The organism is Burkholderia sp. Bp9142 (genome assembly GCF_003853415.1).
Classification (GTDB): Bacteria; Pseudomonadota; Gammaproteobacteria; order Burkholderiales; family Burkholderiaceae; genus Burkholderia.
The window spans coordinates 11,881-33,699 of record NZ_QTPP01000058.1; the positions used below are offsets into that span (position 1 = coordinate 11,881).

Annotated in this window: 23 protein-coding genes; 4 read left to right on the forward strand and 19 right to left on the reverse strand. The window is 61.0% G+C overall.

Going from position 1 to position 21,819, the window contains the following annotated elements:
* Window positions 1–126 precede the first annotated feature (126 nt).
* The 18 genes from virB5 to DIE22_RS35835 form a co-directional block, all read right to left on the reverse strand.
* Window positions 127–822 carry a P-type DNA transfer protein VirB5 gene (gene virB5 / locus DIE22_RS35745; RefSeq protein ID WP_124607313.1) on the reverse strand — a complete coding sequence of 232 codons (696 nt, stop codon included), beginning with the start codon at window positions 820–822 and terminating at the stop codon, window positions 127–129.
* A gap of 16 nt (window positions 823–838) precedes the next feature.
* Window positions 839–2,002: a type IV secretion system protein gene (locus DIE22_RS35750; protein WP_124607314.1), complete on the reverse strand. Its 1,164-nt coding sequence runs from the start codon at window positions 2,000–2,002 to the stop codon at window positions 839–841.
* Window positions 1,999–4,467, reverse strand: coding sequence for a VirB4 family type IV secretion/conjugal transfer ATPase (locus DIE22_RS35755; protein ID WP_124607315.1), 2,469 nt, complete (start codon window positions 4,465–4,467; stop codon window positions 1,999–2,001). Before DIE22_RS35755 ends, DIE22_RS35750 begins: the two co-directional genes overlap by 4 nt.
* A 1-nt stretch (window position 4,468) precedes the next feature.
* Window positions 4,469–4,789 carry a type IV secretion system protein VirB3 gene (locus tag DIE22_RS35760; RefSeq protein ID WP_124607316.1) on the reverse strand — a complete coding sequence of 107 codons (321 nt, stop codon included), beginning with the start codon at window positions 4,787–4,789 and terminating at the stop codon, window positions 4,469–4,471.
* Between the two features lie 17 nt (window positions 4,790–4,806).
* On the reverse strand, window positions 4,807–5,148 hold the full coding sequence (locus DIE22_RS35765) for a TrbC/VirB2 family protein (protein ID WP_124607317.1): 342 nt from the start codon (window positions 5,146–5,148) through the stop codon (window positions 4,807–4,809).
* Between the two features lie 47 nt (window positions 5,149–5,195).
* Window positions 5,196–5,873: a lytic transglycosylase domain-containing protein gene (locus DIE22_RS35770; protein ID WP_124607318.1), complete on the reverse strand. Its 678-nt coding sequence runs from the start codon at window positions 5,871–5,873 to the stop codon at window positions 5,196–5,198.
* Window positions 5,874–6,230: 357 nt separating this feature from the next.
* Complete coding sequence (locus tag DIE22_RS35780; RefSeq protein WP_185640766.1) at window positions 6,231–7,076, reverse strand: ParA family protein; 846 nt, start codon at window positions 7,074–7,076, stop codon at window positions 6,231–6,233.
* Window positions 7,077–7,546: 470 nt separating this feature from the next.
* On the reverse strand, window positions 7,547–7,840 hold the full coding sequence (locus DIE22_RS35785; RefSeq protein WP_124607321.1) for a hypothetical protein: 294 nt from the start codon (window positions 7,838–7,840) through the stop codon (window positions 7,547–7,549).
* Complete coding sequence (locus DIE22_RS35790) at window positions 7,827–8,078, reverse strand: AlpA family transcriptional regulator (protein WP_124607322.1); 252 nt, start codon at window positions 8,076–8,078, stop codon at window positions 7,827–7,829. Before DIE22_RS35790 ends, DIE22_RS35785 begins: the two co-directional genes overlap by 14 nt.
* A 261-nt stretch (window positions 8,079–8,339) precedes the next feature.
* Window positions 8,340–8,816: a hypothetical protein gene (locus DIE22_RS35795; RefSeq protein WP_260426847.1), complete on the reverse strand. Its 477-nt coding sequence runs from the start codon at window positions 8,814–8,816 to the stop codon at window positions 8,340–8,342.
* A gap of 134 nt (window positions 8,817–8,950) precedes the next feature.
* Window positions 8,951–9,988: a porin gene (locus DIE22_RS35800; protein WP_185640767.1), complete on the reverse strand. Its 1,038-nt coding sequence runs from the start codon at window positions 9,986–9,988 to the stop codon at window positions 8,951–8,953.
* A gap of 61 nt (window positions 9,989–10,049) precedes the next feature.
* Complete coding sequence (locus DIE22_RS35805; protein ID WP_124607323.1) at window positions 10,050–10,604, reverse strand: amino acid synthesis family protein; 555 nt, start codon at window positions 10,602–10,604, stop codon at window positions 10,050–10,052.
* Entirely contained in the window at window positions 10,601–12,013 is a 1,413-nt protein-coding gene (locus DIE22_RS35810; RefSeq protein ID WP_124607324.1) for an amidase family protein, read from the reverse strand. Before DIE22_RS35810 ends, DIE22_RS35805 begins: the two co-directional genes overlap by 4 nt.
* A gap of 52 nt (window positions 12,014–12,065) precedes the next feature.
* Complete coding sequence (locus DIE22_RS35815; RefSeq protein ID WP_124607341.1) at window positions 12,066–13,244, reverse strand: ABC transporter substrate-binding protein; 1,179 nt, start codon at window positions 13,242–13,244, stop codon at window positions 12,066–12,068.
* Window positions 13,245–13,252: 8 nt separating this feature from the next.
* A complete protein-coding gene (locus DIE22_RS35820) occupies window positions 13,253–14,023 on the reverse strand; it encodes an ABC transporter ATP-binding protein (RefSeq protein ID WP_124607325.1) in 771 nt (256 codons plus the stop codon).
* A complete protein-coding gene (locus DIE22_RS35825) occupies window positions 14,010–14,744 on the reverse strand; it encodes an ABC transporter ATP-binding protein (RefSeq protein WP_124607326.1) in 735 nt (244 codons plus the stop codon). Before DIE22_RS35825 ends, DIE22_RS35820 begins: the two co-directional genes overlap by 14 nt.
* Window positions 14,744–15,817 (reverse strand): branched-chain amino acid ABC transporter permease, encoded by a 1,074-nt coding sequence (locus DIE22_RS35830; RefSeq protein ID WP_124607327.1) that lies wholly within the window; start codon window positions 15,815–15,817, stop codon window positions 14,744–14,746. The genes DIE22_RS35825 and DIE22_RS35830 overlap by 1 nt, the downstream gene beginning before the upstream one ends.
* A 3-nt stretch (window positions 15,818–15,820) precedes the next feature.
* Window positions 15,821–16,696: a branched-chain amino acid ABC transporter permease gene (locus tag DIE22_RS35835; protein WP_124607328.1), complete on the reverse strand. Its 876-nt coding sequence runs from the start codon at window positions 16,694–16,696 to the stop codon at window positions 15,821–15,823.
* A gap of 250 nt (window positions 16,697–16,946) precedes the next feature.
* On the opposite strand from DIE22_RS35835, the gene DIE22_RS35840 reads away from it, so the two are divergent.
* Both DIE22_RS35840 and DIE22_RS35845 read left to right on the forward strand, forming a co-directional pair.
* Entirely contained in the window at window positions 16,947–17,186 is a 240-nt protein-coding gene (locus tag DIE22_RS35840) for a helix-turn-helix domain-containing protein (protein ID WP_124520945.1), read from the forward strand.
* A gap of 343 nt (window positions 17,187–17,529) precedes the next feature.
* Entirely contained in the window at window positions 17,530–18,954 is a 1,425-nt protein-coding gene (locus tag DIE22_RS35845; protein ID WP_124607329.1) for an amidase family protein, read from the forward strand.
* Between the two features lie 213 nt (window positions 18,955–19,167).
* Here the strand turns inward: DIE22_RS35845 and DIE22_RS35850 are convergent, their stop codons facing one another.
* Window positions 19,168–20,001, reverse strand: coding sequence for a FadR/GntR family transcriptional regulator (locus DIE22_RS35850; RefSeq protein ID WP_124607342.1), 834 nt, complete (start codon window positions 19,999–20,001; stop codon window positions 19,168–19,170).
* A 230-nt stretch (window positions 20,002–20,231) separates the two neighbouring features.
* On the opposite strand from DIE22_RS35850, the gene DIE22_RS35855 reads away from it, so the two are divergent.
* Both DIE22_RS35855 and DIE22_RS35860 read left to right on the forward strand, forming a co-directional pair.
* Entirely contained in the window at window positions 20,232–21,491 is a 1,260-nt protein-coding gene (locus DIE22_RS35855) for an acyl-CoA dehydrogenase family protein (RefSeq protein WP_124607330.1), read from the forward strand.
* A gap of 32 nt (window positions 21,492–21,523) precedes the next feature.
* The gene (locus DIE22_RS35860) at window positions 21,524–21,802 is read left to right on the forward strand and encodes an acyl carrier protein (protein WP_124607331.1); all 279 of its coding nucleotides are present in this window, start codon (window positions 21,524–21,526) and stop codon (window positions 21,800–21,802) included.
* The last annotated feature ends 17 nt before the right edge of the window (window positions 21,803–21,819 follow it).

A 21,819-nucleotide genomic window follows, 5' to 3' on the forward strand; every position in this document is an offset into this window, starting at 1 on the left:
ATTAACTGGCACCCGGTGCAGGCCGTCCGGCAACACGGGCTTGGGAGGCCCGCTGCTGCAGGCGGCAAGGCTCCAGGCGAGGCACCCGGCAAACGTCAACGAACTCAGTATGGACATGGTGTCGCCTCAGTTTCCGAATGACGCGGGCACCATCTGGTCCTGGAGCCGGTTGGTCTTACCCGCTCGGCTCAGCACCAGCTCACTTTGCTGCTCGGCCACGAGCTTGTCCTCCGTCTCGGCCAGCATGCGAAAGAGCTGCAGTTTGGTCATCTCGTTGCCGACCGCCGTGGATTCGGTCTGAATACGCGCCTGCAATTCCGCGACGCCCTTCGGATCCTGCGTCGCGTTGATCTGTTGCGCGAGACTTTGGATCTGGTCCAGCTCCTGCAGCTCGGTCTGGTATGCCTGCAGGCCGAACGCCTTGTCCTGGTAGGGTTTGTTGAGCGTGCGCCGGCACAACTGTTGATCCACCCCGGTTTGGTCTTCGCAGTCGTAGACCTGACTGGCCGAGCGCAATATCTGAGCACTGCCCGTCAGGCCCGCATAGCCGCCGTTCTGGATCGCGGTATAGACGTTCTGCCAGTTCGACGGCAGCGAGTTGGCGACGACCGGATTGCTTAGAAGCGTGCCGAAACCGCGTGAACCAATCGTCGACTGATAGATCTGCATTTCTTGCTGCACTTGCTGCTTGAGTTGGCCCACGGTGGCAATGGCCTGCACAACGTTCTGCGCGTCGTAAACCGGGATCCCTTGCGCGTGAGCGCCAGCGCACTGCGCCGCACACACGAATGCGACAGTGATCCATTTGCTTCGCCCATTCATGGTCATTACCTCCTGGTCAGCTGTCCTGCTGGCCCAAATTCGCGCGCGCAGCGCGCTGGTAAGCTGGGGCCCCGTCGCCGCCCGACCCAAATCTCCCGCCCGAACCCGTCCGATCGCGAATTTCGCCACCGGAGGGCGGGCCTCGTCCGTTACGACTAAACGCTCGCCCGATCGCCGTGACGAGGCTTCGCGATGCCATGCCAGCCACAAACGCGCCGAAACCCGACAGCGTGGCGCCGCCAGACAAGCCCGCTGCAACCGAAGGCAACTGCCAACCGACCATCGCGAGGAACACCCCGGTCGCAAAGAGTCCAATCGCGGCCGCCGCCGCGGCGGCATCGTCTAGGGAGGCGGAAACGGCTTGCATCAGGGCTGACGAACCGTCACCGGGTGAACCGCCCGTCGCGTGGAAAGAAGTGAGATCGGCCGAAAACGCCGTGAGCGCCATGCCAAGGAAGGCAGCAACCAGAACCTGTAGCAACGCGTAATTGGCAACCTTCGCGGTCCACGCTTCGAAAAATCGCGCAGTGGGCGCAAACGCGGCGCACGCGATAAAGATCGGACCCAGTCCGAGCACGAGATCGAGCAGCATCCTCGCCATCACGACCTCGAAGGCCAGCACGATCAAAAAGATGGACCCGCCAAGCGCAGCAATGAGGCCGCAAAGGAAATCCCCAATCGCGGCGGCCAGACCGCTCGGACTGATTCCCTCATGCGTCGCCTTGTTAAAGTAGGCGTCCATCACGAGGTCCACCTGTTGGTCGTAGCAGTCGAGTGTCTGGTAAATGCTGGTCGCGGCACCCTGTCCGGTCACGGTGCTGCCGTTGGCCGACCCGCATCCCGGATTGCCCCCACCCGTCGTGTTCGCCGCGTTCTGGATTGTCTGGGCCAGCCCGGCCGTCGCGCCGTTGACGGCTGTGACGACCTGCTGCTGGTAGATCCCGGCGCTCAGCGCGAACGCGAGCGTAATCGACACTTTCAGCCCTCGCCAGGCAAAGGCCGGCACCGCCTCGTGGGCTTCGCCGCGCACCACCGCGAGACCATAGGCCAGCACCCAGATCGTGACGCCCGTGGTCACGACCGGCACGAGTGCTCCGGAAAGCGCCGACGACACGGTCGTAACGTAGGTCGACATGCCGTTTTCGAGGGTGCCCCCCACGGCAGTAAAGAGGCCGCTCATCGCGCACCTCCCGGCCCGGACGTCGGCGACAAGCGCGAGCTCGCCTGAGCTGCCCGGCGCTTCGCTAGTCGCTCATGAAAAACGGGCAACCAGTCTTTCGGCATATCTCCGACTTCGGCACGGATCGCATCGAGCAGCTCGACGTTGTCGGTCGTGCCAGACAGGACATCGAGCACATCGCCAAGCCCTGCGAGATCGAGTCGGCCGATCGCGGAGCGATGGCTCTGTTTGACGAGGAACAAGCGGCTGCTCTCGCCAAGATTGCGCACGATGTTGAATTCGGCCTCGGTCAGCTTGAAGCCACGCACATAGTCGTCATAGTCGGCGCGTGGATTCGGCAGGAAGAAAAACGTCGCGCTCTGCTCGATCAGCGCACTTGCGATTTCGCTTCGCAATACGTCGGCCGGCGACTGGGTATCAAAAATCCCCAGCCCGTTCTGCTTGCGGATTGTCTTCTGCTTGTTCTTCGCAAAATCAGTGAAGACCGGGTCCCCGAGCCGCTTCCAGAACTCGGTCATCACATAGATGAAGCGTCGCCCGTCGATCAGGTTTTCGGTCCGATGCAGCAGGTACATCGTCACCGGCGTCGACACCTCGGGATCGTCCAGCAACTCTGTGTCATCGAAACCAAACAGTTTCGCGTGCGCCAGATCGATGCAGTCCGTCGGATTATCGAGTACCCACCCCAGACGTCCGCCCGCACACCATTTGGCCAGCCGCGCATGCAGGCTGTTTTCGCCTACGTTCGGGAGAAGCTGCCGTACCATCGACAGACGGCGTAGGGACTTGTCCATACGCGCAACCTCTCGCACGGCACGTGAGATGTCGAGTTCGTCCTTTGCAGACAATGGCTCGCCGATGTCGACGAGTTTGCGCACGAGGCGCTCCCAGAAATCGATCACAGGCTCATCCGGTGCCATCTGGAACGGATTCAGCCCGGTGGGCTCGCCGCGACGGAACACGGTATAGGTGCCGCCCATCCCACGGATCGCGATCTCCGTGCCGCGATCCTTGTCGAACAGCACCGCCGTAAGGTCATACTTGGTCGCCATCGCGAGCAAGAACAGTTCGAGCACCGTCTTGCCGGCTCCTGCCCGGCCGATGATCTGCGTATTGGCGAGTGCCTTCTCGTCAAGTGAATCCTGCTTATCCGGTGTCGCGTGGAAGTTCAAATAGAGCGGCTGGCCGCTGGGTGTCTTGACGATCGTGATTGCCTCGCCCCACGGATTGCCTTCGCGCTTGCCGGTCGCGAAGTTGTGCAGGCTTGCCAGACCGCAAAAATTGCGCGAGGTGAGCTTCGCTTCGCGTGGCCGATAGCGCCAGTTGGCCGGTAGTTGCGCAAACCAGGCTGCATCAGCCACGAGATCGATCAATGCCGTCTGGAACCCGGCATCGGCCAGTTGCGTTCGTGCCTTCGCGACACTGCGAGACACTTCATTCAGCGAGTCACCGAGCACCGCCAGCGAATAGTGATACTCGCCAAGAACGAAACTCCCGTTGATCAGATCATCGAGGGCGCGGTCGATCGCGTCGACCTGGGACAGGGCAACGTCCTCACCGGCGATAAGCTGATTGCGTTGCCGCTCCAACGCCTCCTTCGCCGTGGGTTTATCCAGAATCTTGAAGCTCTGCGTCTCGATATACTCGAAGTCGCCGTACAACAGGCCATTGAGCATGCCCGGTTCGGTGTCTTCCGGATAATCCTTGAGGTCGAGCATCGCCGCGAACCGCGTTGCCGTCGGCATGCGAATCTCGATTTTCTCGGCACCAACAAAGAGCCGCGAAATCGGTAGCGCCTCGCGAATCGTGCCGGTTGGCACGGGCTCCGGTTCCCAGACACCGTTGACCAGATAGCCGAGCAGTTCCAACGCCGACGAATAGCGGCGCGAAGTGGCCACGATAGGACTCGGCCTGCGATAGACACCAAGCGCGACCGGTTCATAGGGCTTCAGGCTCGATTCGACCTGGGCAGCGAGCTCCGACATCATCTTCAGTGCGTCGAGCTGATCGCGCCGGATATCGTCGCGCGTGCGGCGTGCCGCTCGGCTGAAGACACGTCCGAGGCGGGTGCGATTGGGCCGGTAGACCACCGTCAAATACAACTCGTTGGCCATCATCCGATAGCCGGCAAAACTCGCGTAGTAGCGCGTTGCCAGGTCCTCGCAGAAGCGGTTGTCGTACTGCGTCGAGAATCGGTCCGACACCCGTCGGCGCAGACGGTGCGACCACAGCGCCACATGGCCGCCCGCCAATCCGCGCACAAATTGGTTGAACCCATCATGTCGCGCAAGGATGTCGGCGGGATCGGCCGCCTCAAACGCAATGCCGGCGATCTTCCAGATCTGCAGGTAGTCACCTTCTCGCGTCTTGATGACGTGGTCGGTCACATGCGTCGAGTACGGGATATAGCCGGCAAGCGGCACTTCCCGGCGCGCGACGGATCCGACATGCGATTTGCGCGGCATGTCATGCCCTCCTCTTCAGGCGTACCGGCACATAGGCATGTACACCCCAGAAGCGGCGATTGCCCTGACGCAGCGCCATGCGAACGCGTCGCGCGTGCTGGGCAAGCCGTTGATCGTCATGGCGCGTCGTTACCCGCATCGCGACGAACACCGGGATCATCAAAAAGAGGATCGCGACACCCAGCGCAGGGCTGGCCAGCAGTGCCCAGATCGCTGGGATCAGCATGCCGCCGCCGACCATCAGGAATGGCACCAGCGGCACACCCCAGAGCATCGCGGGACGCGTGCAGCCTTTGAATACGGGATCCTTGAGCGAATACATGGTTCGGCGCCTCCGGATCAGCTCGACGGAATCAGCATGCCGGCGATGACGGTCGCGCAACCGACGAATAGACCGCCGATAAACACGTTCGCGATATCACCGAACCGGGCGTGCTGGAACATCATCCGAAAGCCCGCCCAGATGATGGAAATCGAACAGATCACGCCCCCGACGCTCAGCAGCGTCGTCTGGATCGTGTTGAGCAGCGTATTGACCTGTGAGAGTTGTGCGCAGGCCGGCGACGTGAAAATCAGGGACGAAGTGGCAAGAATGATCGTCAGCGCCATCTTTCGGTCAGACAGCAATTGCATCGCTATTCCGACTAATCTCCGCCATTTAAATCGCATTCCTAAGCACATGTTAGGATCCTGTTCGATATATCGCTGTCTATTTCTTCAACGGCGAGTTAGAACACCACCGCGCTACTGTTCGGTTTGAGCCGCTCTTGGGTGTCAGGCGAAGCGGCGTTCAGACCATCACGATCCCGCCGCGATAGCTTCCGAACCTCAGGTTCAGAACCCGGAGCGCGAATCGGCGCTGCAGAATCCATCGATACGACCGGAATAGGTGCAATTGCGGGAACGAACGAATCCGAGGAGGCTTGCGCCGCCGCGTTCTCCACGACACGCCGGACGTAGCCTGTCTGGTAGCCGGTCGAGAAATTGCCGCTCGCATAGCAGGAAAGGCTCGCGCGTAGTGCAGCCTGTACATCAGCCTGATAATCGGTCCGTGCGTGGAACTTTCCGGTCGTCACGGCCGCTGTAAAGCAGCGGTGGAGAATGGCGGCGCCTGCTGCCAGGTTGCGACAAGGCTCGAATGCGTTCTCGGCGGTCAGGCCATAGGTCGGCCAGTTTTCTCGATTCACCTGCGCGAGCCCGACACTGAAATTCCAGCCGCCCGACTCCAACGCGTGCACTGTCGCGACCGCTTCGGCCATATTCGATGGCTGTCGACGAAGCTGCCCGTGAACGATGCCGATCGCGTAGGGATTGAATCCCGATTCGGTGCGCACGATCGCCGCCATCGTGACCGGGGCGATCTGCGGCGCGCAATAGTGCACGAGCGACAAGAAATCGAGCGGCATTATCGATTCCCCTCTGCTGGGCGAACGACCTGCTGCAGGAGATGCCCTGCTGACGTCGTAGGATAGTGGGTGGCATGTGCGTTGTTGCTTGCCGCTCCGTTCAACGTCCCAGTTGTAGCAAGATCACAGGTTGGAACAGGATCGCCGTCTCGCAGCGTGGCCCATAGTCTCTCGATTGGCGGCACGCATTCGGTGTACTGCTCCGGGCCACCGGGATTAGACAGACACAACCTCACCTGACAACCCCAATCGTCCGCTCGTGCAACGTCGGACCACGCCATCGACACGCCAAGCGCGACCGCAAGCGACAGTACGCGACGCCACACGCTTTGTCGCACGTCCGAAGGCAACGCGGAATTACTCATGGCACACCTCGACTATTTCCGACTGTAATGCCGGTTCATGCGCAGAGAAGAGTCGACGAGCGAGCACATCGAAACACACGCGCATGGCTTGCCATTCGCGATTAGCGGCCAAGTCGGCCGAACCGAGGTCCATCATCGAGACCCCGTTCGCCTGCGCCTGCGAGATGGTGTCGAGCCGAGGTAGCAATAGATGGCCGCTTGGACTCTGATCATGCGGAACAAGCCAGGCGGCTATGCACGCCTCGAGCCGCTTGAATTGAGTCTCCTGCCGCAGGCTCGTCTCGACGCAGTTGGGCACGATGCCTATAAAGCACAAGGAGGGATTGAGCCGGGCTCGGACGCTACGCACGCCATTGCTACCATTGACGAATTCGACCACCTGCTCAAACGTGTCAGGCGACAATAGAACGGGACTGATCAGCGCATCCACGAGCGCCGCTGCACAAATGGCTCGCGAATCAGGCCACGGCGAACTATCGATCAGACATACGTCAAACAACGGCGCGACTTGGGACAGTAGATGTCGCAAGTTGGCGTAGCAACGCGCACCGACCGGATCGTCTCGGTACGCAATACCCGCAATGGCGTCCGCGGCAGGCACTCCAATGCAGGATCCAGCCGGACAGGTCAGTCTGTCAGACCTAACATTGAGCGCCCCGCACTTCATCAACCGTGCGCTTGCGCCGCGTGTAAGCGAAATGGCACTACGTGCCGGCTCGGCCAGATCAAGCACCAACACACGATATCCACACACAAGACGAAGATAATGGGCGAACTGACACACCACTGTCGTTCTGCCTGTACCACCATGGGCCGAAGCCACCAGAAGCGATTTCATGGTCGTCATTCCTCGGATGGGGCTCCGAGCATCGACGTCCCTTCAGGGAAATGAAGGCTTGCGGCATGTGGAAGGGGCGCGACGTGTTCAACAGGCATTGTCGATACCACACCGGAAAACAAAAAAGCCTGCGATTGCAGGCTTTCTCACGAGCGCTACGGCACACTACACCATCACACAAACATCAATGCTGCGGGGCCGCTAACGCGTACTCGGTCGTGCTGCGCACGTTGACCGGATCAGATTGTTGGCTTCACTGTAGGCCAGCCAGCACGCCGATTCAAGAGCCGACATGCGTCGACGAGGCAGCACGATATCCCTGTCGTACCGTGAAGCTCCTGGCCATTCCTATATTTTTTGCCCCGGGGTGAACGGGATATTTCCATGACACACCGACGCGAAGCGGCTGCGACTCATGCTTCGCCAGCGCGGGCATTCTGGGAAGCGCCCCTGCATTCATCCCGCGAACATCACTGTTGGGTCTCGGCTTCTGCCAGCGCGCGGGCAAGCGCAGACTGTGCCGCATGGAGCTCCAGATCGAAATGTTGACGCGGATGACGGGCAATCTTCAGCCGTCGACACACGACTTCCCGACTCGCATGCCAGAGATAGACCATTCGCAGAAGGTCCCGATTTCGGGGCGTCAGTGTTCGCCACGCTCGGGTCACATACTCGGCATCAACGGAATCATGGGCGCCACGATTCGACTGCCCCCAGTTGCGAAGACGCTCATCAAGCGACGGCGGCGGCTTATCGTCTTTCATCGCTGCCGTCCTGCTCTTCAGGTTCGCGCGCCTGCGACGCTCGATATCGCGTAGGATCTGCCAAGAACTGTTCGATATCGGCCGCCCGCCACCCTACCATTCGCCCGCCAAGCGCAATCGCGCGGGGAAACGTTCCGTCTTGCATGCGCTTGTAGATCGTCGATCTCGATAGACCGGTGCACTGCTCGACCTGTCGTCGGCGCAAGATTGTCCGCGTTCCGTCTTCATTCCAAGACATGATTCGCCCTCCATATCCGGCATGAACGTGGCCGGAAGTGAAGAGCATTCAAGCAGCGAAGATGATAATGGACCAAACCCGTCGTATCGACGGGACATCCCGTCGGTTCAGCACGGAATCCCGGCGGAAATCGCGGATGGTATGACCGAGGCGCGGTGCGAGGTCATCGCGCGTTGATGCAACGTCCCCGCGGCGGCCGACTTCGCAACTTCCCCATAGGTGAAGGTGATCTCTGGGTGCTCTACGCGAGACTTGTCGGTCTCACGACGCCGCGCTCGACGCCGTAATGGGTGACGCGAGCTGCCCCGTCATCAGTCGTTGGAGCTTTTCCCAGGCAGCGCAGTACCTGTGCATCGGCACGGCCGCCAACTGTTCGTCATGAACAACCAAGATCTGCTCGATCGTGGACTGCTCGCGATCGAGCAACAGCCAAGCTGCACCCTGCTCCGCACGAGCAATGCATGCATCCAAAGCGGCCTCGGCTTGCCGATACATACTCAAATCCGCGCCCGGTCCGGTCTCGCTGCGCATATAAAACGCAAGATAGACGACCCGGAGCAGACAACTGATTTGCTCTTCTCCTCCATGTCCGGCCCGCACCGCGGCCAGCGCCATATGATTTTCGAGGGACAGCGCACGGACCTTCGCGGTCGGCAATGGCAGGAGATCGCCTTTCGTAAGCGGCTGGCGACCCGAGCGTCGGACTTTCGGCAAAACCATGAGCCATGAAGTGTTCATAATGATGTTGGGACATGATACCGCGAGCCTCACATCCAGCCGAACGCAAGCTGCCGTCTCGAACTCCAGCGAGCGCTAGGCTGAAGGCCGGATACCCACTCCGGCGATGTTCGGCTCCAACGGTTCAGTGCTGCTCAGAACTTGACTCGCATCCCGGCACCCACGCTGTTGCCAGTCGACACACCTGTAATCGTGTCATAACGCCAAGCTGCATACACATCGGTCCGCTTCGATAACGGGTAGTCGTAACCCAGCGCGACCGTCGACCAACGGATATGATCGCCTACCGACGGTCGTCGCCGCGTTCCTGCCCACGACATCAGTACGCTTCCTAACCCTATCCGAACGCTCGCCCCCAACTGCACCGTATCGTCCGTGACGTGATTGTTGTTGCCCACGCGCTCGTACTGGGCGAACAGCTTGACCACACGCAACCGATACGCGCTACCGACCATCCATGCGGTCTGCGCGGTGGCGCCGTTGAGAAACAGCGATGCCGTATGCAAACTCTGCACGGCCGCCGTCGCAGAAAATGGACCGGCGAAGTACAACACGTTCGCGCTGTAGTTAGCCTGCCCGGCATGGCCCGCAACGCCGGCATTGCTGTACAGCAGGCTTCCGGACAGACCGGCAACCTCAGAGGTCTGATAAAGAAGCGAATTATCGATCGCCGTATCGCTCTGGAGTGACGCAGCACCCATGGCCGAGCCAAGGAAACTATGTACGACAATCGGCGAGAAGACGAACGAATTGCCAAACGGATTGAACAGCAGCGTCGACACGAACAGCGGCGCGGTATTGCGCCCCAGCGTCAACTCTCCGAAATGGCCGCTCAGACCGACGAAGGCATTTCGCCCAAAAAAAGACTGTCCAGGAAACGAGCCGGCCTGGCCGCCGTTGATGCGATAAAAACTCTCGAGTGTGAAGATGGCTTTCATACCCCCGCCCAGATCTTCCTTACCGGACATCCCCCAATACGAAGTCGTCATCCCGCCAGAACCGACTTGCCACGCATTGCCGGCTGCACCGGCGGGATGCACGTCGCCAACGAAAGCGTCCGCTAACCCATACAGCGAGACCGATGATTGCGCATGTGCGATCCCGGCACAGGTCCACATGCCCAACATCACAGCCAACTTACCCGCGCTTCCCCGAAGTCTTCTTATCTGCATGATGTCTCCTTCCTCTTTGTGATTGTTTGTGCGTGTCGTGCCGTCTTGGCATCGACACTTTTCAGTCCGGTCGCACACGCGCGAGCGGCCGACCGCTGTCGGCCAGCGCGATCGCCACCACGATCTCGTTCGGCGCCGGTGCATCGGTGAGCGTCAGCGAGACCGTGTCGAAGTGGTCAAAGCTCCACATATCGGTGCTGCCGTGCAGCGGAACGTCCACACACGTCCCTGGCGCACCGCGCTTGGTGACCGACGGGATCAACGACGTGGCGCCTGGCAAGCTCTCGCGCATGGCCTTGCCCATACGGGGATGCAAGATCGCCGCCGCACATTCGAGCGGGACCTCGCTGCCCACAAGCGCTGCCTTGCCGTAGGCCTGAATTGCCGACGGCGGGACATCCAACGCCCATCGCGCGCGGCCTGTGAGCAACGTGCCGAGCTCTGTGCCCAGTTCATAGAGCGACTCAAGCGTCGCAAGCGGTTCATCCGCTCGCCAGCCGTCGAGCCGCAGGACCGCTGCCGCGACGACTTGTCGATGCGGCGGATCGACCGGTACGTGTAGTTCTGCACGTCGCTCGACCAGATGAACCAGGATCTTGGCAATAGGCGGATTCACGTGCGCACCTCCATATCCTCGATCCGATCCCGGATCGCCTCTGGCGGAGCTGGAAACGGACCACGTGCGTACTCGTACGCCCGTGCCGCGCGCAGCACCAGCGCATCGCCGCCCGACGGACCGATGATCTGTAGGCCCGTCGGTAACCCGCCAGGCAAACCACACGGCACGCTCGCCGCCGGCAACCCAGTCTGGTTGCACCACGACGTCAACGGCGGTGCCATGCGCGAGTGCTCGGGCCGCCCCTGCGCGAGCGGCGGGGCACAATGGAATGTCGGCGTGAGCAGTAGGTCGTAGTCTTCAAAGAACGCGGCCATCGCGACCGTCAGCGCGTGGCGCGCCTGAAGCGCATCGACGAAGGTCGAAGTGGGGACGCTATCGCCCGCCTCGGCCAGCGCACACACATCCGGATCGAGCTGCAACCGCGCCGAGGGAGGAAGCTGCCGGGCCCTTTGTGCAAAGAAGACGGCCCACTGGATCGCGTGCATGCGGCTCTCCAGATAGCCGTCAAGCGGCTTCACTGCCGTTTCCTCGACATGTGCCCCGAGCGCCTCGAACACGCCCATCGCCTGACGGACGCTCGAGGTGATGTCGGGCTCGACCTGTACGCCCGCAGGCGCAGGGCAATAGGCAATGCGCAACCCGGCGATGCCATCATCCAGACCGATACGCAGATCGGGACAAGCAGAAGCAAGGCCTCGCGCATCGCTCTGGCGCGCCATCACGGTCAGCATCAGCGCCACGTCGCTTACGCAGCGCGCGATCGGCCCAAGCGTCGACAGGTGAGTCCAACTCACCGCCGTACCAGCCGGCACCCGGTTGAACGACGGTTTCATTCCGACCACCCCGCTCCAGCAGGCTGGGACGCGGATCGACCCGCCGCCATCGGTGGCCAGCGACAACGGTCCCATGCCGAGCGCAACCGCTACAGCTGATCCCCCGCTGCTTCCGCCGGATGTGAGACGCCGGTCCCACGGGTTACGGGTAATGCCGGTGAGCGGGCTGTCCGTGACGATCTTGTTGCCAAACTCCGAGGTCGTGGTCTTGCCGAACAGCAGCGCGCCGGCCTGTCGCAATCGCGCGACCGCGGGTGCATCATCGGCCTCCGGCGCGCTGGGTGACGTGAGCGATCCGTATCGGGTAGGCAGTCCGCGCACGGCGACGAGGTCCTTGACCGAGACCGGCACGCCATCCAGCAATCCACATGGCTCCCCGCGCATCCAGCGTTGCTCCGACTCGCGTGCGGCGGCCAGCGCGCTGTCCTCGTCGAGGCTGCACACGCCGTTGACAAGGGGATTGAAGAGCGCGACCCGGTCCAGAACCGCGCAAATAACCTCGACGGGCGAGAACGAGCGACGCCGGTAGCCGATCATGAGCTGCTCGACGTTCATTCCCAGTACATCATTCATATGTAATCCTTAGTAATTGAGAGAAATTAGAACGTGTTCGATTACCTCATGCCTACCCCTCGCACTGCGGTGGAATCGGTCCGGCCGAGTCCAACACCACGAAACTATTGTCCGAAAGTGCCCTGCCGATACGGGTTTGGCACAACACATGGTCGCCGTCCCGGCTCACGCCCGCCTTGCCACGCGGCAGATTCAACGAAACACTCGGCAGCGCGGCTTTCACGCGGGCAACGTCGACGCTTCCGGCCGCCTTGACGGCCGCTGCAAACAGGCGAAGTCCGGCATACGTGCACTCGCCGTGCGGTAGCACCACTGCCAACTGCCCTAACCGAGGGTCGTGTGGGCCAGCTTCATGTGCCGTGTAGCGCGCGAGAAAGTCCCGGTTCTCCGGGTTGTCAACGCTCATGAAATACGAGGACACGCCGATGATTCCGGTCGACGCGCCGGTGGTTGCGATCGACAACGACTCGTGCGCAATGTCAGTCACCAGTTGCGGTTTCATGCCGAATGAGCGGTACTGTTTGACGAAGGTGACCGGGTCGTCGCCGATGCTGTGCCAGACGATTTGCGGGCGCTGGCTTGCGATCTGCTGCAGCACCGCCCCATAATCGCGTGTGCCGAACGGCAACCAGTACACGTTGAGGAACTGCCCGCCGTAACGCTTCACCGCTGCCTGCAGTCTGGGCATCAGAACCTTGCGGTTGCTGCCGATGTCCGAGACCACCGCGCAGACCGTGCGACCACCCTTGCGCATTAGCCAATCGGTCAGTGGGTCGACGCGCTGGTTGACAGTCAGGCCGGTAGTGAACAGATTCGGATCGCAGCGCCCGTCGTCGAAGTTCGGGAAGATCACGAGCCGCCCAGCGGACTTGGCGGCCTGCAACGCTGCTTCGCGCTCGGACGGTAGCACCATGCCGGTCAGGACCGCGACCTCATCGCGCATCAACAGCTGCCGGGCCTTCTGCAGCGTCACGGCGGTGGACATCTGGGTATCCTCGACGCTCAGTTGCAAGGGGCGCCCCAACAATCCACCGGCGGCGTTGATTTCGTCGACGGCCAACTGCGCGCAGTTGCGGTTGGTCTCACCCACTCGGGTGAGCGGACCGCTCAGCGGTGCAAGCAAGCCAATCTTGAGCGGCGTGGTAGCCCGTACCAACGATGGCATAGCGGAAGTGGTGAGTGCGCCGACGGCACTGAATAAGGCGGTTCGAGTAAAGGCGCGACGATTCATCGTAGTCTTCATCGGGTGAGATCCAGGTGGGAATGCGTCGAATGTGGTGTAGCGATTGAAGACCGGTCAGACTCGGCGGCCGGCGACAGATATTGCGCCAACGGATGAGCCCCCGCGGCGCCGCTTCGCGGCTCGATGCGGCCGGCATGGGCAACTCGCCCGTTCTTGAGCACGATGCAGCGCTGCGCGCTGCGCAGCACGAGATCGAGGTTCTGTTCGACCAGGAGCACGGCGAGCTGCGATCGGCGGCACAACGTTGGGATGACCTCGCCAATCAGCTCGACCAGATTCGGCTGCACACCGTCGGACGGTTCGTCCAGCAACAGCAGTTTCGGCCGACCGCACAGCGCCCGGGCAATCGCAAGCACCTGTTGCTCACCGCCGGACAGCGTGCCGCCGTGCTGCGAGAGTCGGGACTTGAGAATGGGGAAATACTCGAACACCTCGTCGAGAATCGCCCCACCACCCGCAGCCTGCGTGCCCATCATGAGGTTCTCGCGCACGGTCAGCTTGGGAAAAATCCAGCGCCCCTGAGGAACCAATCCGATGCCGCGTCGGGCGATCGCATGGGTGCGCAAGCCGTTGATGGATTGCTCCTGAAACCGCACGTCGCCTGTCATGCGTGGCAACAAGCCCATGATCGCTTTGACCAGGGTCGTCTTGCCCACGCCATTACAGCCGAGCACACCAACAACTTCGTTTGGCCCGACGTCGAGGTTGAGTTCATGCAGCACTGCAACGTCGCCATATCCGGCAGACAGATTCTCAATGTGTAGCATGACCTGCTCCCTGACCGAGATAGATGCGCCGGATTTCTTCATCGCGCGCGATGTCCGCATAGGAACCTCGTCGAACGATCTGGCCGCGGTGCATGACCCAGGTCTCGCACCGTAGCGCCTCGACAAAGTTCAGGTCGTGCTCGATCGCGAGTACCGCACAGCGCTCGCGCAGACGGTGAATCAGGCATACGAGCCGCTGCGCATCGGCGACCGACAGGCCGGCGGCCGGTTCATCGAGCAAGAGCAACGCGGGTTGGCACATCATCGCCATACCGATCTCCAGCCACTGGCGCTCACCATGCGGCAGGGTCATCGCACATATGTTGGCCTGGTCCGACAGTCCTATCTCGTCCAGAATGGCGTCCGGGTCCGGCATCGGCGTGTCCCGGTACGAGGCAACACCGAGGCCCGCGACGACGAGGTTCTCGCGCACGCTCATTGAAAGAAATGTGTTCGTGCCTTGAAACTTGCGAACCACACCGCGTCGGCAAAATCGGTGCATCGGCTGACCTGTCATGCGCTCACCGGCGAGATACAACTCTCCGGCCCCCGGCGCGATCGCACCGGACAACAGTCCGACCAAAGTGCTCTTGCCTGCGCCGTTCGGGCCAATCACGCACAGCAGATCGCGTGAACCAATCGACACATCGACGTTGTCGACCGCATGAATGCCGCCGAACGCACGCTGCAACCCTTCACCCTTTATCAGCGGCGTATCCATTACCGGCCTCCTTCCACGCGCTCGGCACGATGTAAGGGGCTACGTCCCCGTCGAATTCGGTCGATCCGACGTGCCCAGGCGATCAAGCCACCGACTCGTACGCCATTGGGCAGGAACAGCACGCAGCAGAGGAACAATGCGCCGAGCAGCAGCGGCCATCCGTCAGTAGTTGCGCTCGATACTGTTTGCTTAAGCAGCGTCAACCCGACGGCGGCGAGCACCGGACCACCGAGCGTGCCTTTACCGCCGATCGCCACCCATAGAATGACTTCGGTGGCCAGTACCGGCGAGAACACATCGGGCGCCACTACCCCCGAACAGGCGGCCATCAACGTTCCTGCGATAGCGGCAAGTCCGGCCGATGCGATGAACACCAGCAAAAGGTGCCCGGACGTGTGATAGCCGCATGCCTTTGCGCGCCATTCGTTCGTCGCGATCGCGGTTAGGACTTTGCCGTAACGGCTGCGGCATACGAGCCAGGTCGGGACGAGCAGCACGGCAAGCACGGTCACGACCGTGTACCAGGACCCGCGCGCTCCGCTCAAATCGAGCGTCTGCCCGACCGGCGAGAAGGACAATCCCGGAATGCCGAGGAGGCCCGTGTCACCGCCCGTGACCGACTGCCAGCTTGTCGCCAGTTGCTGGACGACAATCAGCACGGCCATGCTGATAACGGCGAAAAAGTGCAACCGCACACCGGCGAACAACAGGAAATAGCCCAACACGGCCGCGACGACCACGGCACAGACCAGTCCCACGATCACTCCGATGGCTGACGTCTGTCCATATTGCACGGTGGCGATTGCGAAACCGTACGCGCCGAGTCCGAAGAAGGTCGTGTGTCCGAGCGTTAGCACGCCAGCCCTGCCCCACAACAGGTCGTAGCTCAGCGCCAGCAGTCCCATGATCAGCGCATCCCGCACGATCGAAAGCAGATAGCTCCCTAGGCAAAACGGCAAGATCAGTGCGGCAGCAACAATCGCTGCGCCGATTGCCATTGGAGAGATGTCTTCGATACTGATCGCTGGCTGAAACAGCCAGCGGCGCTTACTCGCAAGAAGTTGTTGGAGCATGATTCAACCTTTACCGTGAAGCTGATGGGCGGCGCTGAAACCGGGCAACAGGCCTTGTGGACAAAAACGGATCAGAACGATCGACAGAATCAGCACGATCGCCGAGGCGAGGGACGGATCCACTCGATAGCTGAGCAGCGTTTCAGCCGTGCCGACGAAGGCGCTACCCAGCAGACTGCCGGCGATCGAACCGATACCGCCCAACACGATCACGAAGAACGCCTTGGCCAGATAGGCGACGCCAAGATGGGACTCCACCGATATCATCGGCGCGACAAGGACGCCCGCCAACGATGCGAGTGCGGCACCGCCACAGAACGCCAGCCGATTCAGCCGTCGCGTGTCAATACCGACCGCCTCCGCCATCGCCGGGTGCTGGATCACAGCACGCAGCTGAGTTCCGAAGCGCGTATAGGCGAATAGCAGCCAGCAACCGGTCGTCACCACCGCTGCAACGCCAATCACGAACAGCCGATACGCCGGATAGCTGCCTCCCGGCACGGGAACCGCCCCATTTATGGGCGCGTACACCAACATCGGATGTGTGCCGAAAATCAGTTCAAGGGCTTTCTGGACGATCAAGCTGATCGCATACGTCGCGAGCAATGTGTCGAGCGGCCGTTCATACAGGAGCCGGATCACGAGGCGCTCGAGGAACCACCCGAGCACCGCACCAACCACCGGCGCCACAAACAACGCGAGCCAGAACGCATGGGGCCCGCCCAACGATTGCGCGACGGCCAACGTGTAGGCACCGATCGTCACCCATTCAGCGTGTGCGAGGTTCACGATGTCCATCAGGCCGAAAACAATGGCTAGCCCCAAAGCAATCAGCAACAAGATGCAGACGTAACTCAATATATTAAGGATTCCTACCATATATTCCTCACAAGCTCACACCAATCAAAGGGGCGCATGCGATCTCAACGTGACACGTCACCCTAGGGGCAGTCAACGTCCCCCTGACTCACCCCCCCCTTTCCGCCGGCCCAGCGCTGGACCGACATCGCCCACAAAATTCACAATATATTGTGAATATTAGGACAAAACAAATCGAATTCACAATTTATTGTGAATTTCGGAGCGAATGCTCCCCGATACTCGATTTGCCTAATCAAATCGAGTTGGCATGACCACAGAATCATTCATCAAAGCGCTCGGCAACGAGATACGCAGCCGTCGCAAAAGAAAAAAGCTGACACAGGTCGGGCTTGCTGTTCGCGCAAACGTCCACCCCAACACCGTCTCGCTCATCGAACGCGCCGAGACGGTTGCCGGACTCGAAGCCCTACTCGTTCTGGCTGATGCACTCGACACACCGCTATCGCAAATAGTCAAAGGCGCCGAGGACCGCATCAGTCTTCGTTGATCCGCTCTGTTTCGGCTCCCCATCTCTGCGGAGCACTTCCCCCGTCGCAACACTTGCCGTAGCCCTACCCGCCAGCGCCGTGCTGACGGCCGTGGTGACGCGCGCTCGATGGATATACCTGACTTCGCCACCAGGCGAGCTGGAAGCGCTAGACCATACAGGCCGCCTTCCGGCGGCGCCGACCCTCTTCGACAAATTTATTATCACTAATCTACGAGTCTAGAAATCGACTGTCAACGACCGCCATCGTCGCGTTTACCCTATAAATTCCCATCCTCAAGCACCCTTGACACACATCATCATCGCGCCTACCTTCAATTTATTATAATTAATTGGAGCCGAGATGACCAACTACCTTTGCGAGCTAACGACGCACGAGCTGAGCGCCCTCTACGAAAACGGTGAAGCCTCGCCGGTCGACGTCTTGCGTGACGCGCTCGATCGCATTCAGTCACTCGATCCGGTGGTCAATGCGGTCTGCAAAATCACCGACACAGCGTTCAGCATGGCAGAGGCCTCCGAGGCCCGATGGCGACGCGGCATACCCCTGGGGCCGCTTGACGGTGTACCGATCACGATCAAGGACAACGTTTCCATCGCAGGCGTCGCAACTCGGTTCGGCTCTCGGGTTACCACGCCGGAAGCGTCTCATTCGGACAGTCCCTGCGTTGCAAGGCTGCGTGAAGCGGGTGCAATCTGCTTTGCCAAGACCACGTTGCCCGACTTTGCACATAAGATCGTCACGGACAGCCCCCTTACCGGTACTACACGCAATCCGTGGGATCTCACACGTACGCCCGGCGGCAGCAGCGGTGGTGCAGCAGCAGCAGTTGCGCTCGGGATGGGCTCCGCAGCAATCGGGACCGACGGCGGTGGTTCCATTCGTATTCCCGCTGCATTCACGGGAACGTTCGGGTTCAAACCAAGCTTCGGGCGCGTGCCCCATGCGCCACGCGGCCCGTTCGGTTTGCTCAGCCATGTCGGCCCTATGACGCGCTGCGTCGAAGACGCGGCACGCATCCTGACCGTGATCAGCCTGCCAGACAGCCGTGACTGGTACGCCCTACCGTTCGATGGTGGTGACTACGCACGCGGTCTGCAATGTCGGCCTGTCCCTGACGGTATCCGTATTGCCTATAGCCCAACGCTCGGGCTGCCGATTGCGGTTGAACCTGGAATCCATGCCGCCGTGATGCGTGCCGCAATCACCCTCCGTGAACTGGGCGCCCGAGTTGATGCTGCCGATCCGCCCAGCATCGGTCGATGCAACGCCGTCCATGCGACCCTCTGGCGTGCGTTCTGCCGACAGCTCACGTCTGGCATGCCAAGTGGCATCGATGATCTGGATCCGACGCTGCAGGCATATGCTCGTGCAGGAGATGACGTGTCGCGTGAGGCATTACTAGGTGCGCTGATCGAACGCGGCGACCTAGGTGCCGCGGTCAATGCTTTTTTCGAGCGACACGATATCCTGATCTGCCCTGTGTACCCGCGTGTCGCCATGCCGCTCGCCGAGGTAGCGTCGAGCAATGAACTGTTTCCACATTTCACTGCATGGTGTAATCAACTAGGCTTACCGGCGGCGAGTCTCTACGCAGGCTTAACGGATGACCAACTACCCATTGGCGTACAGATCGTGGGAGGCCGTCACTGCGATGCGTTGGTCCTTTGGGTCAGCCATGTGCTCGAGCTCGCATTGGGAAGAGCACCATTTGCGGAGATGACGCGCGCGCTGTCGGCTTCTGCCGCCGGGGTGAGGTGCAAATGACCTGAGACGACCAAGCGGATTACACCGCGTTCGCAGCGAACGTACGCTGAGGCGTCATGGGGGGTGACGCTGACCGGCGGAACCGGCGGCAACGTCCGCACACATCCAAATTCATCGAATCGACAGCACACTATGTAGGTTCAGCCGGTCTGATGATGTCGTTACCGTGTCCGCGAACCGGTGATCGCAGCGAGCGTCAAAATTGATCGCCAATCATGACTCGCCGCGTTCGCTAAGATCCAATTCGGAGTCCAGTACCAGCTTCTGCTGCAGCGCAGCGTGCACTGTGCGCAGCTGCGAATGCGCTTCGTCCATGTGCGCCGTCATGAGTTGCGCGACTGCGTCGGCGTCCCGACGTCGCGCAGCATCCAGGATTGCACGGTGTGCTGCAACCGTGTGCCGCCCGAATGCCTGATAGTCCTGCTGCGTCACGTTTCCTGCCACGATCACCAGCGTATGCAGCATCTGGTTAATGATTTGGCACAGGCTACGCAGAAACGCATTCGGATGCGCCGCAGCCAGTACATCGTGGAAGTGAATATCCTCATGGCGCTGGTCGAGCGCCTCGGCGTGACGTGCTTCGAACGGCTCGCAAACGGACACACTGCGCTCGAGCGCTTCGAAATCCGCGTCGCTCAGATGGGGAACAGCACCCGCCGCCACCATGGGTTCCAGCGTGCGGCGTACCGCATAAATGTCCTCGAGCGTGACGCTCTCGAAAAACAGATAGTTCTGCAGCGACTGGAATGCTCGGGCCAGTGGTACGCGCGTAATCGTCGCGCCGCCATCCGGCCCGGTACTCAGTCTCACGAGCCCTTGCATCTCCAGCGCCTTGAGCGCATCGCGCATCGAACCCCGGCTGACGTTGAACATCTGCTGAAGCTCGGCCTCCTTGTTCAAGCGCTTTCCTGGCCGTGCCTGCCCGTCGTTAATCCAACGCTTGATCTGCTCGGCCACTTGGTCGCCGCGCTTGATTGCGCGCGAACCTCGTTTATCCGGCTGCGCCGGCGACATCTTCTTTTCGGTTGTCGGTTTTCGCCCTGCCATATCGGTCACGTCCGTCGTTGGCCATTCACTGCTGTATCCCGGCGCCATTATCAGGCATCCCTGCCCGGCACGGCGAGATTTCCGGCTTCATGCACCTCCCTCCCAACGTTAGGAGTAGCAGGGATGGTGAGCAAGACCTACGCTGCAATCCGAACGCCATGCGCCGAGTACCCGCAGCTTCCCTGCATGTCGGTCACTCGATATAGGTCGCCAGCAGGAGGGAATCCCTCATGTCACAGTCGGTGAAGTCGTCTCAGGTGCAATCCACGCTTGCGACAATCCGTGCCAACCTCTTGGCCGACGGCCTGGAACTGGATCAGCTTGCTGCACGCATGCGTTTGCACGGCCCCGAAGCCGACCGGACACGGCAAATTCCAGATGCAGTTTGTGTCCCCTCGGACGTAACTGCACTGAACTTGAATCTCGTTCCGGCCGCGTACGGCGGTTGCGCGGACGTGCAATCACTGATGTCGCGCACCACACTGATGGAATATCTCGGGTACGCCGACGCGGCGCTAGCGCTCGCGCTGCCCGGCCCTGGCCTTGCAATGCCGCCCGTCCTCGCACTCGGCAGCGGCGAGCAACAGACCCGCTTCTTCAACCGATTTCGCAGCGACACACCGCGCTGGGGCGCGTTTGCCATTACCGAGCCCGACTGCGGCTCGGATGCGACCGCGATGCGGACCACCGCTCGCAAGACGGCACGCGGCTGGGTGCTGAACGGCACCAAGTGCTTCATCACCAACGGCGCACGCGCGGACGACGTGATCACGTTCGCCACCATCAATCGGCACGCTGGTCGTTTCGGCGTTCGAGCGTTCCACGTCGATCGCAATATCCCGGGCTTCTCTGTCGTTCGCATCGAGAAAATGGTCGGCCTGCGCGCGAGTCAGCTTGCGGTTCTCTCTTACACCGATTGTGAAGTCCCTAACGACGCGCTTCTCAGACGCGGTGACGAAAAGCCCCTCAACGACGCGTTTTCGGGCGCACAACACGCATGGGATTACTTCCGCCCCCTACTTTCCGCGGTCATGGTGGGCGCATGTCGACGGGTACGCGACGATCTCGCGGCTTATTTCGAGGCAGGCGGGAATCCTGTGAATCAACGCCAGCGCACTGTCGATGTGAACGACGCTCTACTCGAGATCGATCGGCAAATCGCTACAGCCCAGTTGCTCTGCCGACACGCGGCGTGGAAAACCGATCAAGGAATGACCACTTCGGTGGATGCGTCGATGGCCAAGGCGTATGCGTCACAAGTAGCCGCCCGGGTCACCCGAGCGGCAATCGATCTCGCCGGCCTTGATGGTATCGCTGCCTTTCCGTCGCTCGAGCAAAGCTATCGCGATGCAAAGGCCTTCGACATCATGGAAGGCACCGGGGACCTGCAGCGGCTCATGATTGCTCGCTCCGCACTCCGCTCGGCATCTCTTCCCTGGGAGGCCATCTCTCCCGCGTCGCAGCGCTCTACAGAAGCACACCCATCCTGAACCCGTCCGAAATTTCGCACTGGAGATCGTTCATGGCAACCCATCCCGTTTCCCCCAGCTCCACCAGCGTGTCCGAGACAGTGAAAGCTTGCTTGCTATCGGTACTTGGCAGCACCCTGAGCACCGATCTCATCATAGACGACACCAACCTCTTCGATGTCGGCGTGGATTCGATGAATATGACCGACTTGTTGCTGCAACTCGAGCAGCGCTTCAGCTTCACGCTGGCCCCCGAGGATCTGTCCGCCGATTTGTTCCTGCGTTTCGGCAATCTCGTCTCGTTCGTCGAATCCCATGCATCTCTCGACTAACTTCACTAGTGCCGAGC